Source organism: Pseudaquidulcibacter saccharophilus (assembly GCF_019455445.1).
Classification (GTDB): Bacteria; Pseudomonadota; Alphaproteobacteria; order Caulobacterales; family Aquidulcibacteraceae; genus Pseudaquidulcibacter; species Pseudaquidulcibacter saccharophilus.
Map to the genome: position 1 here is coordinate 482010 of NZ_JAHWUS010000002.1, position 13810 is coordinate 495819.

At 39.7% G+C, this 13810-nt stretch carries 10 protein-coding genes; all 10 read right to left on the reverse strand.

The window, feature by feature from the left end; all coding sequences use genetic code 11:
* Positions 1-19: 19 nt before the first annotated feature.
* On the reverse strand, positions 20-2482 hold the full coding sequence (gene bamA, locus KXV15_RS08035) for an outer membrane protein assembly factor BamA (RefSeq protein ID WP_240007654.1): 2463 nt from the start codon (positions 2480-2482) through the stop codon (positions 20-22).
* A gap of 223 nt (positions 2483-2705) precedes the next feature.
* On the reverse strand, positions 2706-3920 hold the full coding sequence (locus tag KXV15_RS08040) for a M50 family metallopeptidase (protein ID WP_240007655.1): 1215 nt from the start codon (positions 3918-3920) through the stop codon (positions 2706-2708).
* Positions 3910-5112: a 1-deoxy-D-xylulose-5-phosphate reductoisomerase gene (gene dxr / locus KXV15_RS08045; protein ID WP_240007656.1), complete on the reverse strand. Its 1203-nt coding sequence runs from the start codon at positions 5110-5112 to the stop codon at positions 3910-3912. Before dxr ends, KXV15_RS08040 begins: the two co-directional genes overlap by 11 nt.
* Positions 5109-5954, reverse strand: coding sequence for a phosphatidate cytidylyltransferase (locus KXV15_RS08050; protein ID WP_240007657.1), 846 nt, complete (start codon positions 5952-5954; stop codon positions 5109-5111). Before KXV15_RS08050 ends, dxr begins: the two co-directional genes overlap by 4 nt.
* Positions 5955-5957: 3 nt before the next feature.
* Positions 5958-6731, reverse strand: coding sequence for an isoprenyl transferase (locus tag KXV15_RS08055; RefSeq protein ID WP_240007658.1), 774 nt, complete (start codon positions 6729-6731; stop codon positions 5958-5960).
* Positions 6732-6743: 12 nt separating this feature from the next.
* Entirely contained in the window at positions 6744-7301 is a 558-nt protein-coding gene (frr, locus tag KXV15_RS08060; RefSeq protein ID WP_240007659.1) for a ribosome recycling factor, read from the reverse strand.
* A gap of 23 nt (positions 7302-7324) precedes the next feature.
* Positions 7325-8062, reverse strand: a complete 738-nt coding sequence (gene pyrH, locus KXV15_RS08065; RefSeq protein WP_240007660.1) for a UMP kinase — start codon at positions 8060-8062, stop codon at positions 7325-7327.
* A 119-nt stretch (positions 8063-8181) separates the two neighbouring features.
* A complete protein-coding gene (tsf, locus tag KXV15_RS08070) occupies positions 8182-9093 on the reverse strand; it encodes a translation elongation factor Ts (protein WP_240007661.1) in 912 nt (303 codons plus the stop codon).
* Between the two features lie 70 nt (positions 9094-9163).
* The gene (gene rpsB / locus KXV15_RS08075) at positions 9164-9970 is read right to left on the reverse strand and encodes a 30S ribosomal protein S2 (protein WP_240007662.1); all 807 of its coding nucleotides are present in this window, start codon (positions 9968-9970) and stop codon (positions 9164-9166) included.
* Positions 9971-10158: 188 nt separating this feature from the next.
* On the reverse strand, positions 10159-13575 hold the full coding sequence (gene dnaE, locus KXV15_RS08080) for a DNA polymerase III subunit alpha (protein ID WP_240007663.1): 3417 nt from the start codon (positions 13573-13575) through the stop codon (positions 10159-10161).
* Positions 13576-13810: the final 235 nt, after the last annotated feature.

Below are 13810 nucleotides of genomic sequence, written 5' to 3' on the forward strand. Positions count from 1 at the left end.
TATTTATAGCCCATCTAGCCTAGAATTGTGTTGAAGTTGAGAACCTAAAGTTCTCAGTTTTGTCATAATCTTGTTTTGCGAACGGATATGCAAAGTCAAATCTGATTGGCCCAAATGGCGAAGTCCAGAATACTGAAAGGCCAGCAGATGCACGAAGGGCCATACCATCTCTTGTGGTCGCATATGTACCAGCAGCAACATCACCAGAATATTTATCGCTCTTATCAAGAACGCCTAATGTGCCAAAATCAGTAAATAGTGACGCTGAAATACCATAAGATTCAGGTAACGGGGTTGGCACAGTTAATTCAAATGAACCAATTGCGTATGCCTTGCCGCCTAATGCGTCACCATATGTATACGTGACATCATTTGAATAAGTATTCACCCCATTGCTGTCAGTTGATACAATTGCGCGATTTGCATAAATACGGCGTGGGCCTACACCAGCAATTTTAAAGCCGCGGAATGATGGGCCACCTTTAAAGAAGCGGTCAGTAATACGTACCTTATCACCACCAAAACCATCAATATAGCCAACATTCGCTTTTGCACTTGCCGTCCAACCAGGGATAATTCCGTAGTAAACCCCGCCAGATACTTCGTTTTTAAGGTATTTAACGCCAGTTCCAACACCCGCAAAATCTTGGCTTACATCAACAAAGAAGCCACGTGTTGGTTTAACAGGATTATTACGTCTATCCCAATCAAAACTATAACCAAGCATTGAAGTAGTATAGTCACCAGCCGATGCGCAAATAGAATCAGCCGTTGCAAGAATTGCCCCAGTACTATCAAAACACGATGAATTCGGAACTTCGATTGTATCGCGACGGAAAGTATAATGTAACCCTATGTTTTTATCCGCTGATAATGGGAAACCAACACGAAGGTTTGCACCTGTTGAACGGCTTAAGAAGTTTGCATAATTCAAATAGTCTGTTTCAACTGAGAATACGTCAATACCTGCCGCAATATTGCGTCCCATGAACCTTGGCTCAGTAAACCTGATATCAATATTTTTGGTATAATAACTTGTAGCAATACGGAAGCGGAAAAACTGCCCACGACCGCGCAGATTACGTTCAGTAATTGAAATATCAAATTGGTAAGATTCTTGAGACGAATAACCAACGGAGAATGCCAATTCACCGGTCGGTTGCTCTTCTACTTTAACTTCCACAATTGTTCTATCAGGAAGCGTGCCCTTCTTTTCTTTAACATCAACTTCTTTAAAGAAACCAAGCGCTTGAATACGGTTTTTAGAAGCATCCATAAGAACGCGGTTAAATGCATCGCCTTCTGAAATTCTCAATTCACGACGTACAACATTATCAAGAGTAGCTGTGTTACCGATAATATCAATACGTTCAATATAGACGCGTGGCCCTTCATCAACATCAAATTGAATATCAACTGTATGATTTTCAGGGTTTGCAACTTCACGAGGTCTTACATCAACGAACGCATAGCCTTTTGAACCAGCCGCAAATGTAATAGCTTCAATTGCTTTATCTATTTGGTCTTTAACATAAAGCTTGCCTGTTTTTACCGGGACAATAGCTTTTAAAGCATCGGTTGAAAGGCGATCAAGCTGTGTATTTACTTTAATATCACCAAATCGATATTTACCGCCTTCATCAATAGTAAAGGTCAGATAGAAATCTTTTTGATCTGGCGTTAGTTCAGCAACAGCTGATTTAATGTTAAAATCATAATAACCGTTATTAAGATAGAATTTTGTCAATTCTTCACGGTCATATTCTAATTTATCGGGATCATAATTGTCGCGGGTTGAAAAGAATTTATACCATTTTGATTCTTGTGTTGCTATTACACCCTTCAAATCTTTGTCTGAAAACGCGTTATTGCCGATAAAATTAATATCACGAACGCCAGTTTTAGCGCCTTCTTGTATTTCGAAAATCAAGTCCACGCGATTCTGTGGCAATTCTTTAATTTTAGGAGTGATTACCGCGCCAAAATGACCAGAACGTCTATATAGTTCAATAATACGTTTTTTATCGGCCTGAACACGCCCTAAAGAAAACCATGCACGAGGCTTGATTTGAACCTCTTTTTCAAGTTTTTCTTTTGTAAGAGATTTTTGCCCTTCGAACAAGACTTGGTTAATTGTTGGGTTTTCAACAACTTTAATAGCCAATACATCGCCGCGTTGCTCAAACTTTACGTCCGCAAAAAAACCTGTCGCAAACAGTGCCTTTAGTGAAATATCTACGCGCTCAGAATCAAATGCCTCGCCAGGAGAAATGGCAACATATGCAAGAATGGTTTCTGTTTCCACACGTTGATTGCCTTCGACAACAATTGATTTGATGATGTCGGGTGCTTTTTGTGGCGCAGGCGCCTCCTGCGGAGCAGCAGCAGGCGCAGGTTGTGCAGGAAGCACTTTTTCAACTTTGCCCTTTGTTTTTACAGTATTCTTCTTTGCAGCTTGTGCAAATGCATCTGTATAAGACATGCTGCTTGCCAATAAAACAAAGCCCGCTACGCTCAAGTAGGCACTCTTTTTTATTGTTATTCGTTTTTGCGAAACCATAAATATAACCTTTGTTGGCATTTGTTAGCCAATATATTGCCAGATGCCTAGTATTTTATACATTGTTTTTTGTGTAGAATTCACACTTCAAAAACTTATGTAGTCTAATTTACCATAACAATTGAACTTAATTTTCCGCAATAAATCAGCCCATACCAGCAATAGAATGAATTCCCCGGAAAATCCCCGTTCTTTCTATATCCTGAAATGTTGCAAAAACAAACAAAATCATTAAGCATGCAAAGCCGACCTTATAACTAGCAATCTGAACTGATTGTGGAACAGGTTTCCCCCGCAACCCTTCTAGCGCATAAAAAACTAAATGTCCGCCATCAAGAATTGGTAGCGGCAATAAGTTCATAAAGCCAATCGCAACCGATAAAACACATGCCAATTGAATTAAGCCTAATGATAATGCCTCAAGTTTTAACAATGCGCCTGCATCGTGACCGACACTATCAATTGAGTTTTTAGCAACCATGCCAGCACTTTGACCGATTCCTAATGGTCCGCTCAAGTGACCAAGTGACATTGCGCCACGGAATAAGGCACCAATAAATTTAACTTGTGTTGAAATAATCTGATAGGTTTTCTCAGTGGCTTTTTGAAGTGCTGTTATAGGGTTATATTTTACATTGTAGCTATATTTTGGATTATCACTCAAACCAATTCCGATTGCACCTTGCGTCTCTTTGTCACCAAATGGCGTTTCACGTGCCACAACCTGCGGAACTACATCGATATATACATGTTGATTATTGCGAAGAATATCTAATTTTAACGTTTCGCCGCCAGATGTAATAATGGTTCTCTGTAAATCTTGAATACTATCAACTTTTTGACCGTTAACTGTAAGAACTTCGTCACCAACAAGAACTCCAGCTTTATAAGCAGCACCATCAGGCATCACCATTTCAATCACTGGCTTATGAATTATTTCACCATATGATAGAAGCAATGTTGCAAAAACTAATATTGAGAATAAAAAATTTGAAAACGGGCCGGCGGCCGCTACAAGGGCACGAACCCAAACCGGCATATTATGGAAATGACCCTTTTCATTATCTTCAACAACATCAGCTATTGCATAAGATTCATCTGGAAAAGATGTACCATCTTTATCGCCTGCGAACTGCACGAAGCCACCAAGTGGATAGGCACCAATACGCCATTCAACACCATCTTTGTCCGTCCAACCCAAAAGTTTTGGACCAAAACCAAGCGAAAATTTATCTATTTTAACGCCCAACCACTTTGCGACTTGGAAATGCCCAAATTCATGCACAAAGACAACGATTGATAGAACGATTAGAAAAGAAAAAACACTTAGAAGAAAATAAACCATACCATTATCTAACAACGCCAGTCTCCATTTGCCTCATCGCAACAAATTCAAGCGCTTTTCTCCTTGCTGCATCATCACAATCAATAATAAGCTCATAATCATCAGCTCTGTCAATTGATGAAAAATTAAATTTAGAATTTAATACATCTTCAACTATAGCAGCAATCTCGAAAAACTTAATTTTACGGTTCAAAAATGATTCAACCGCAACCTCATTTGCTGCATTAAGCAATGTTGATGCCAATCCACCCTGCTCTGCTGCATCTCGTGCAATTCTTAGTGCAGGGAATTTCTGTGTATCTGGCTTCAAGAATTGTAAATCAGGGGCATCAGCCAAAGATAAACGTGGTGTAGATATGTTAATTCTCTCTGGATACGCCATGCAATATGAAATTGGAATCCTCATATCTGGGGTACCCATCTGTGCCAAAACTGAACCATCTTCATAACAAACCATTGAATGAACAATTGATTGGGGATGTATTAGAATATCAATTTTGGTTGCGGGCATTTTGAATAAATGACAGGCTTCTATTAACTCTAGCCCTTTATTCATCATTGTTGCGCTATCAACAGAAATTTTTTGCCCCATGCTCCAGTTCGGATGTTTACACGCCTGCTCAGGGGTTGCATTTTGAATAACTTCAGGCGTTGAATTATAAAAAGGTCCGCCAGAAGCTGTAAGTATTAGTTTCTCAACATTTTTTTTATTCAAAACCTGAAAAATTGCATTATGTTCAGAATCAACAGGAAGAATTGTAGCAGCATTTTGTGCGGCCTTTTGCATAAAATAATCGCCGGCACTTACCAAGCATTCTTTATTCGCCAGAAGAATTGTTGCACCACGTTCAACCGCTTTTATAGTTGGCATTAATCCCGCAAAGCCAACAATTGCTGCCATAACCATATCACTTTGTATGGACGCTGCTTCTAATAGCGCACCCTTACCCGCACCACATTTGATACCATGTGGCGAAAGTGCTGATTTTAATTCTGAATATTTTTCTTCATCAGCAATCGCAACGAACTCTGGTTTAAATTCAATTGCAATTTTTATTAAATCATCAACATTATTATTTGCTGTAATTGCCTTTAATTCATATTTCACATCTGAATTAGGCTTTTTATTTATTTCACGAATTATCGCAATTGTCGAACAACCTATCGATCCGGTTGCACCTAAAATACTTATTGTTTTTAAATTCATTTCAATAGTGCCGCCACTAAGGGTATGCTTAGAATTATACTAAACACTAACCCTGCTGAAAGATGCCCATCCATGCGATCCAAAAGCCCGCCATGACCAGGAATTAGTTTTGACGTATCTTTTACGCCAAAGTATCGTTTTATCATAGATTCAATTAAATCACCAATCTGTGTAGCGAGTGACAATACCAAACCCACCATTGACCAGTTACCAATCGTCTTAAACAAATTGCCTGGATTTAAAAAAATATTTGCTAAAACCGAATATAATGCTGCCGCAGCAATTCCGGTAACAATTCCGCCAATAAATCCTGACCATGTTTTATTGGGACTAACAACAGGGAATAATTTGGGGCCTTTTAATAGCCTGCCGAATGCATATGCAGAAGAATCTGTTGCCCACACGACTGAAAACAAGCCAAAAATATATAAAAGTCCATTCGCATCATCCATTCGCAAAGATGCGAGTGCAAATGCACAAATAGCAAAATAAGCACCGGCTATTGCACCAAGTAGCTTACCACGCCAACCAACGAACATTAGCGCAGCAATATAAACCACACATGAAAGAACTTCTATTCCTGTTTGACCAATAACAAATGCAAAACCACAAACCATTGCAATTGCAGTTGTAATATTTCTAGCGCGCTTTGATACCCCAGTAAGCATCGACCATTCGAATGCAATGATTGCGGATACAATTGATGAGGCCAATGCCCACAAAAAACCACCCATAATTGCGGCAGCTAAACTACTACCCATTAAAAGAAATGAGTATATAACCCTTTGACGTAATTCATTATTTTTACTTTTCTCAATAACAGGCGGTGTAGTTTGATTCATAAACTAAAGTCCCCCATAACGTCTTTTTCGGCTAGAATATTCTTCTAACGCAATTATGAGGTCATTTTCTTTAAAATCTGGCCAAAGAACATCAAGAAATACAAATTCTGAATAAGCGCTTTGCCACAAAAGGAAATTGGATAGTCTTTTTTCGCCTGCAGTTCTGATTATCAAATCTGGATTTGGTATTTCACGATTGAACAAATAATCTTGAAATAAGTTCTCATTGATATTTTCAATTTGCAAATTGCCATTTTTGACATCAGTAGCAATTTTTTTTGTTGCATCGATAATTTCGGCCTGTCCGCCGTAATTAAAGCAAATAACAAGATTTAGCTTATCATTATTACGAGTTTCATCTTGAACAATATCGATAAGTTTAAGTATTTCATCAGAAAGGCCTTCGCGACGACCTTGTATGATTACTTTTACGTTATTCGCTTTTAATCTTGCTAAATCGCTTTTGACAAATTGTTTTAAAAGCGCAAATAGACCTTCAACTTCTTCAGTTGGACGACGCCAGTTTTCTGTCGAAAATGCGTAAACAGATAGTGTCTTTATGCCAAAATTTGGAACAGCCTCAACAAGTCGCCTTAAAGCATCTACACCTGCTTTATGTCCGAATGCACGTGGCATAAATTTATTTTTAGCCCAACGCCCATTTCCATCCATAATCACTGCTATATGTTTTGGCGCAGTCGCAATTACCTCATCCGATGAATTTGCAGGCAATTCACCGTCAAGTTTTTCATTTGGTAATGGTGAGGTAATTGCCATTTATTTCTATTTCTAAACCTGCATAATTTCTTCTTCTTTTGCCTTTAACATAGTATCAACTTGTTTAACAAAAGAATCTGTAGCTTCCTGAACTAAAGTAGATTGTTTCTTATGTTCATCTTCGCCAATTTTTTTGTCTTTCTCAAGTTTTTTTAACTCTTCGTTACCGTCACGGCGAACGTTGCGAATAGCCACACGCGCAGTTTCGGCATATTTACCGGCAAGTTTAACCAATTCCTTACGACGCTCTTCATTAAGTGGAGGAATTGGAAGACGAATTGTTTGTCCATCAACAATTGGATTAAGCCCTAATTGTGAATTACGAATCGCCTTTTCAATTGAAACAATTACTCCCTTATCCCAAGCAGTAATCATCAACATTCTTGGCTCTGGCACTGAAACTGAACCAACCTGATTCAGTGGCACTGTTGAGCCATAGGCATCTACTTCAATTGTATCAAGCAACCCAGCATTGGCACGCCCTGTGCGAAGCCCTTGGAATTCGGTTTTAAGAGAAGATAATGCGCCTTCCATGCGGCGTTTTAGATCATTAATATTAAATTCACTCATTTTAATGTTCCATCTATGTAAAATTACTTACCATGTATAGTGGTGCAAATACCTTTTCCGTCAATCACTTCTTTCAGGCGGCCTTTATGGCGAATATTGAATACAATGATTGGGATATTATTTTCACGCATTAACGAAATGGCCGTAGCGTCCATTATTTTAAGATTTTTGCTTAACACATCTGTATATGAAAGCTCTTCATAACGTTTAGCATCTGGTTCTTTTTTCGGGTCAGCTTCATAGACGCCATCAACACCAGTTCCCTTTAGTAAACAGTCACAACCCATTTCAGCAGCACGCAGTGCCGCTCCGGTATCTGTTGTAAAGAACGGGCTTCCGACACCTGCCGCAAATATAACTACACGCCCTTTTTCCATATGTCTTTGCGCACGACGTCTGATATATGGTTCACATACAGTTGCCATTGGTATTGCCGATTGAACACGGGTTGGAACCCCAATTCCTTCTAATGCACTTTGCATTGCCAAGGCATTCATAATTGTAGCCAACATCCCCATGTAATCAGCACTTGCACGTTCCATACCTTGCGCTGAACCAGAAACACCACGAAAGATATTACCACCACCAATAACAAGGCAAATTTCTATGCCTTCGTCGTAAACCTCTTTAACTTCTTTAGCAAAACTCAGACAAGTTGCAGGATCTATTCCAAAGGCATTCGGCCCCATCAAAGCTTCACCAGACATCTTAAGCAATATACGTTTGCATTTAGTCTTTTGTATGGTTTGTGAATTTGTCATGTTAAATCGCCCCGATATTTTTTCCCTATTAGCATGAATCAATTTTTATTAAAGTAACCGAATGCTAAAAAGGCGGCATGCAACGCACACCGCCCTTTATAAAACCGATTTTTATTAAATTATGCGCCAGAAGTCATAGAAGCAACTTCAGCAGCAAAATCATCTTCTTTTTTCTCGATGCCTTCACCAAGTTTAAAGATTGCAAAGCCAGTTACTTTTGCTTTACCACCGGTTGCTTCTTTAACAAAAGCTTCAACAGTCTGGTCAGGGTTCATAACAAATGGCTGTTTAAGAAGAACAACTTCTTCTTCATATTTGCGCATGCGGCCTTCAATCATTTTTTCGATAACCGCTTCTGGTTTTCCAGATTCACGTGCAAGTTCCATTTGAACATGACGTTCGCGCTCAACAATAGCAGGATCAAGGTCGTCTGAAGAAAGCGCAAGTGGTGCAGTCGCCGCAACGTGCATTGCAACTTTACGACCAACTTCAGTTAATTCAGTAGCATCGCCTTCACCTTCAACACCAACCAAAACGCCAATGCGACCAAGGCCAGTAGCGATTGCAGAGTGGGTATATGGCGCAACAACACCGTTTGCAACTTCAACTTTTTTCATACGACGCAATGTCATATTTTCGCCAATTGTTGCAATCAAATTGGTAAGATATTCATCAACTGTACCATTGTCAGTTGCTTTTGTTTTAAGGTCTTCAACATCAGAAGCACCAAAAGCAAGGTCAGTAATTGTTGTTGCTGCTTTTTGGAAATGCTCGTTACGTGAAACGAAATCGGTTTCCGCATTAAGCTCAACAAGAACACCAGTTTTACCATTTACAGCAACGGCAACCAAGCCCTCAGCAGCTACGCGGTCAGCTTTTTTAGCAGCTTTTGAAAGACCTTTTGCACGCAACCAATCAACGGCTGCTTCAAGATCACCTGCAGTTTCTGCAAGTGCTTTTTTACAATCCATCATACCTACGCCAGTTTTTTCACGTAGTTCTTTTACTAATCCTGCGGTGATCTCGGCCATTGCCGGTCTCCTCTATTCTATGTGGTTAAATGAATATGGTAGCGGGCATTATAGCCCGCTATTATGAAAATTATGCGTCTTGTGCTGGAGTTTCTACTGCAGCAGCAATTTCTTCAGCAGCAGCTTCAGCGACAACAGTTTCAACTGGATTCACAGCTTCACCAAGGTCAACACCCAAAGAAGCTTGAGATTCAGCCAAACCATCTAATGCAGCATCAGCAATAAGATCGCAGAACAATTGGATAGAGCGTGCAGCGTCATCGTTTCCAGGAATTGGGAAATCTACTTCGTCTGGATCACAGTTAGAATCAACCAATGCAATTACAGGAATACCAAGTTTATGAGCTTCTTGAATTGCGATTGCTTCTTTGTTGGTATCGACAACGAACATCAAGTCAGGAATACCGCCCATAGAAGCAATACCACCCAAAGAACGTTCTAGTTTCTCGTGTTCACGAGAAAGGTTCAAAAGCTCTTTTTTAGTAAGACCAGCAGGTGCTTCACCGCCAGTGATTGCTTCAACTTCACGCATACGCTGAATTGATTTTGAAACTGTTTGCCAGTTGGTCAAAGTACCACCCAACCAACGGTGATTGATATAATATTGTGCACAACGTTTTGCAGATGATGCAATAGGGTCAGATGCTTGACGTTTAGTACCAACGAAAAGAACGCGACCGCCTTTAGCAACAACTTCACGAACTTTTACCAATGCTTGATGCAACATAGGTACAGTTTGTGATAAATCAAGGATATGGATATTTGAACGTTCACCAAAGATGTATTTTTGCATCTTTGGATTCCAACGGTGAGTTTGGTGACCGAAGTGTGCGCCCGCTTCCAATAGTTGACGCATAGTGAATTCAGGTAAAGCCATATTAAATTTTCCTTCTCTGGCTGGCCTCCGCGGACTGATGCAATTAAATGCGCCAGAAGGACGTTTTAAATATTTTCACCATGAAAACATTCAAAATGCCCAAGTCCGCGTGCGAAATTAGGTGGCTCGCATACCAAAATCATACCAAAATGCAAGCCTTTAAAGCACTTGGATGCAGATTTTATCACTTATTGTAATTCACTAATTGCTTCTACGCCCTTCAGCGCCTTTAAAGCACGCCGTGACGGTATATCTATCGGATAACGGCCAGGAAGTTTAATTTCGACTTCACTTTCATTTTCAATACGCATCATTATTCTTAATTCACCAGCTTGTTTTGCTTCTACACCCCTTAATTGCTCAGTCAGGTTTTTGAATTCAAGAACATCAAAGCTAGTATCAACATATAAGATTACGCCCGAATAATTGTTTGATCGCATGTTTTCTATTGCGTCAAAACGTGAAGCAGAAATTTTTACTTCACCATCTAAATTTTTTGCCGATGCAATAAAACTAACGGTTTTACCAACTTCTATAAATTGCCGTGAATTTTCTAAATCCTCTGGTCTAACAAAAACCTCAAACTCTCCGGTTGGATCAGACAAAGTTACCCATGCGAACTTCCCACCTTTACGTGCAGGTCGTTCCTTTGCAGCGCGAACCACGCCAGCCATAGGGAACAAGGCCTCAGAGGTTTGCATGTATTCTGCAATGTTTCCCCAGAAAACAGTTCTACGCGCTATTAAAATTTCAGATATATCGTCAAGAGGATGCCCCGATAAAAATAAGCCAAGCGCCGCAAACTCATGCGATAATTTTTCTTGCTCAGCCCACTGATTTACATTCGGCAAAGGAACGCGTGGTGGGGTAACAGAATCGCCAAACAAGCTAATTTGGTTCTTTTCAGCCTCATTATTACATGATGCAGCATGCGACATAAGCATATCGGCGGAATCAACAATCAATGCACGATTAGGCTCAATATCATCAAAAGCACCAGATTTTGCTAAATTCTCAATAGCTCTCTTGTTTAAATTTTTTGGGCCAATGCGTTCCATAAATTCATGGATATTTGAAAACTTTCCATTGGCAATTACATCTTCTTCAACTGCCTGCATTGCTTTTGGTCCAATATTTTTAATTGCACCAAGAGCATATAATATTTCACCATTTTCAATTTTGAAATATGCGCCAGATTTATTAACATTCGGGGGATTAACTATTATACCAAGCCGTTTTGCTTCTGTAACATAGGCGCCAAGTTTGGTTGTATCCTCTATATCCAAATTCATTGCAGCAACCAAAAACTCAACCGGATATTTTGCCTTTAACCATGCTGTTTGATAGGAAATAACCGCATATGCAGCCGCGTGGGATTTGTTAAAACCATAGCCCGCAAATTTATCAACAAGGTCAAAAATTGATCCTGCAAGCTCTGGGTCGATACCCTTTTCCTTTGCACCTTCGGCAAAACGTTGACGCTGTTTTGCCATTTCATCTTTTTGTTTTTTACCCATAGCACGGCGTAAAATGTCCGCCTCACCTAGTGAGTAGCCAGACAAGATTTGTGCAATTTGCATAACTTGTTCTTGATAGATGATAACCCCGTGGGTCTCTTTCAACACTGGCTCAAGTGATGGGTGAAGATAGTCGGGTGGCTGTTTACCGGCCTTAACGTCACAATAAAGTGGAATATTTTCCATTGGACCAGGACGGTAGAGCGAAATCAACGCGATAATATCATCAAGACAGTTTGGAACCATTTTGCGCAACGTATCGCGCATACCCTGACCCTCGAGCTGGAAAACACCTAAAGTATTACCTTGGCATAGAAAATCAAAAACTTCTTTATCATCATATCGTTGGGAGGCAAAGTTAACGTCAATTCCACGTGCGCGCAGTAAATCAATCGCATACTTAATGACCGTGAGCGTCTTCAAACCCAAAAAGTCAAACTTAACCAATCCCGCAGATTCAGACCATTTCATATTATACTGAGTTGCCGGAATATCTGACTTTGGATCTTTATAAAGCGGAACAAGTTCTTTTATTGGACGACCAGCTATAACTACGCCAGCAGCGTGAGTTGAACAGTTCCTATAAAGCCCCTCAAGCTCCATAGCTGTATCATAAATATTATGTACCGCCTCATCGTTATCATATGCTTGTTTCAGGCGGTCTTCCATCTCAAGCGCTTTACGAAGGCTAACTGGATTTGCAGGATTGTTAGGTATTAGTTTAGTTATCTCACTAACCCGCATGAAAGACATGTCTAAAACACGCCCCACGTCACGCACTGCTGCACGAGCCTGTAATGTACCAAATGTGATAATTTGTGACACGCGTTCAAAGCCATATTTTTCCTGAACGTATGAAATCACTTCTTCACGTCTATCTTGACAGAAATCGACGTCGAAATCGGGCATTGAAATACGCTCTGGATTCAAGAACCGTTCAAATAGCAAACCAAATTCAAGAGGATCCAAATCCGTAATCTGAAGACTATAAGCAACAATAGAACCTGCACCAGAGCCACGACCTGGGCCAACTGGAATATCATGTGCCTTTGCCCATTTTATAAAATCAGATACGATTAAGAAGTAACCCGCAAAGCCCATGCGATTGATAATTGAAATTTCAAATTCAAGGCGTTGTTGGTATTCCTCAACTGACTTAACTGGCGGCCTAGTTTTTAATCGATATTCAAGCCCCGCTTTGGCTTGTTCATATAGTTCATCACTTTCTGAGCGCCCTTCCCCATTGTCAAAACTTGGTAAGATTGGTTTGCGCTTTACAGCACGTACTGAACATCGTTTTGCAATTTCAACACTATTTGCAAGGCATTCAGGCAAATCAGCAAAAAGCGCACACATTTCATCTTCAGTTTTGAAGAAATGTTCCTCAGTTAAGCGCGTTCGATCTGGGTTAGAAATTTTGTCGCCAGTACCAATACAAGTTAAAACTTCATGAGAATAATATTTATCACGTGATAAAAAACGAATATCATTTGTCCCGACTAACGGAATATCGTTTTCGTATGCATAATCAATTAATTGTGCCTCTGTCGCTAATTCATCTTGCCGACCATGTCGTTGAATTTCTATGTATAAATTATCTTTGAATTCAGTTTTTAATTTATCGAGCCATTCAATTGCATATTGTGGTTTATTATCAAAAAAAGATTTATTTATTGGAGATTGCCAACCACCGGTAAGGACAATAATCCCATCTTTATTTTCAATTAGCGTCTGAATATCAACCGAGTTATCTTCATCAGAGCCATCCAAAAAATTGGTGCTTGATAAGAGCATAAGATTATCAAAACCAATTTGGTCTTTTGCAATTAATGCAATACTTCCACTTGTTGTGGTTTCATCTTCATGCTTCAAAAAACAAGGGAAGCATAAACCAACAATTGGTTGCACACCGCTACTTGCTAATGTCTCTGAATACTCAAGTGCGCCAAACAAATTTGGGTCAGATATACCAAGAGCGGGCAAATGCCTTTCTTTTGCAATTGCAGAGACTTTTTTAACCGTCATAGCACCATCAAGAAGCGAATATGCGGTTCTAAGCCTTAAATGGATAAATCTTGGTTCTGCCATAATAGTCTAAATGACGTAATTTATTTAAATGGGAAACCAAAATCTGCAATTACCCACAGTAAATTTCAGTTTGCGTATATATTAGCCAAACAAAGAACCGATACCCCACATCACAGCAGAACAAGCGATAATGGCAACCAAACCTAATAAATCTTCAATCGAAAACTCAACTTCCATGACAACCTCTCGAACAATTTGTTTCTATTTTGTTCCATGTTCTGGTTGTGTTCCATTT

What these genes read in the sequence shown, in the direction of transcription:
- pyrH (WP_240007660.1), bottom strand. Translation starts at nt 8,062, where the DNA reads ATGACAAATTCACAAACCATACAAAAGACTAAATGCAAACGTATATTG.
- tsf (WP_240007661.1), bottom strand. Translation starts at nt 9,093, where the DNA reads ATGGCCGAGATCACCGCAGGATTAGTAAAAGAACTACGTGAAAAAACT.
- dxr (WP_240007656.1), bottom strand. Translation starts at nt 5,112, where the DNA reads ATGAATTTAAAAACAATAAGTATTTTAGGTGCAACCGGATCGATAGGT.
- bamA (WP_240007654.1), bottom strand. Translation starts at nt 2,482, where the DNA reads ATGTCTTATACAGATGCATTTGCACAAGCTGCAAAGAAGAATACTGTA.
- KXV15_RS08050 (WP_240007657.1), bottom strand. Translation starts at nt 5,954, where the DNA reads ATGAATCAAACTACACCGCCTGTTATTGAGAAAAGTAAAAATAATGAA.
- rpsB (WP_240007662.1), bottom strand. Translation starts at nt 9,970, where the DNA reads ATGGCTTTACCTGAATTCACTATGCGTCAACTATTGGAAGCGGGCGCA.
- dnaE (WP_240007663.1), bottom strand. Translation starts at nt 13,575, where the DNA reads ATGGCAGAACCAAGATTTATCCATTTAAGGCTTAGAACCGCATATTCG.
- frr (WP_240007659.1), bottom strand. Translation starts at nt 7,301, where the DNA reads ATGAGTGAATTTAATATTAATGATCTAAAACGCCGCATGGAAGGCGCA.
- KXV15_RS08055 (WP_240007658.1), bottom strand. Translation starts at nt 6,731, where the DNA reads ATGGCAATTACCTCACCATTACCAAATGAAAAACTTGACGGTGAATTG.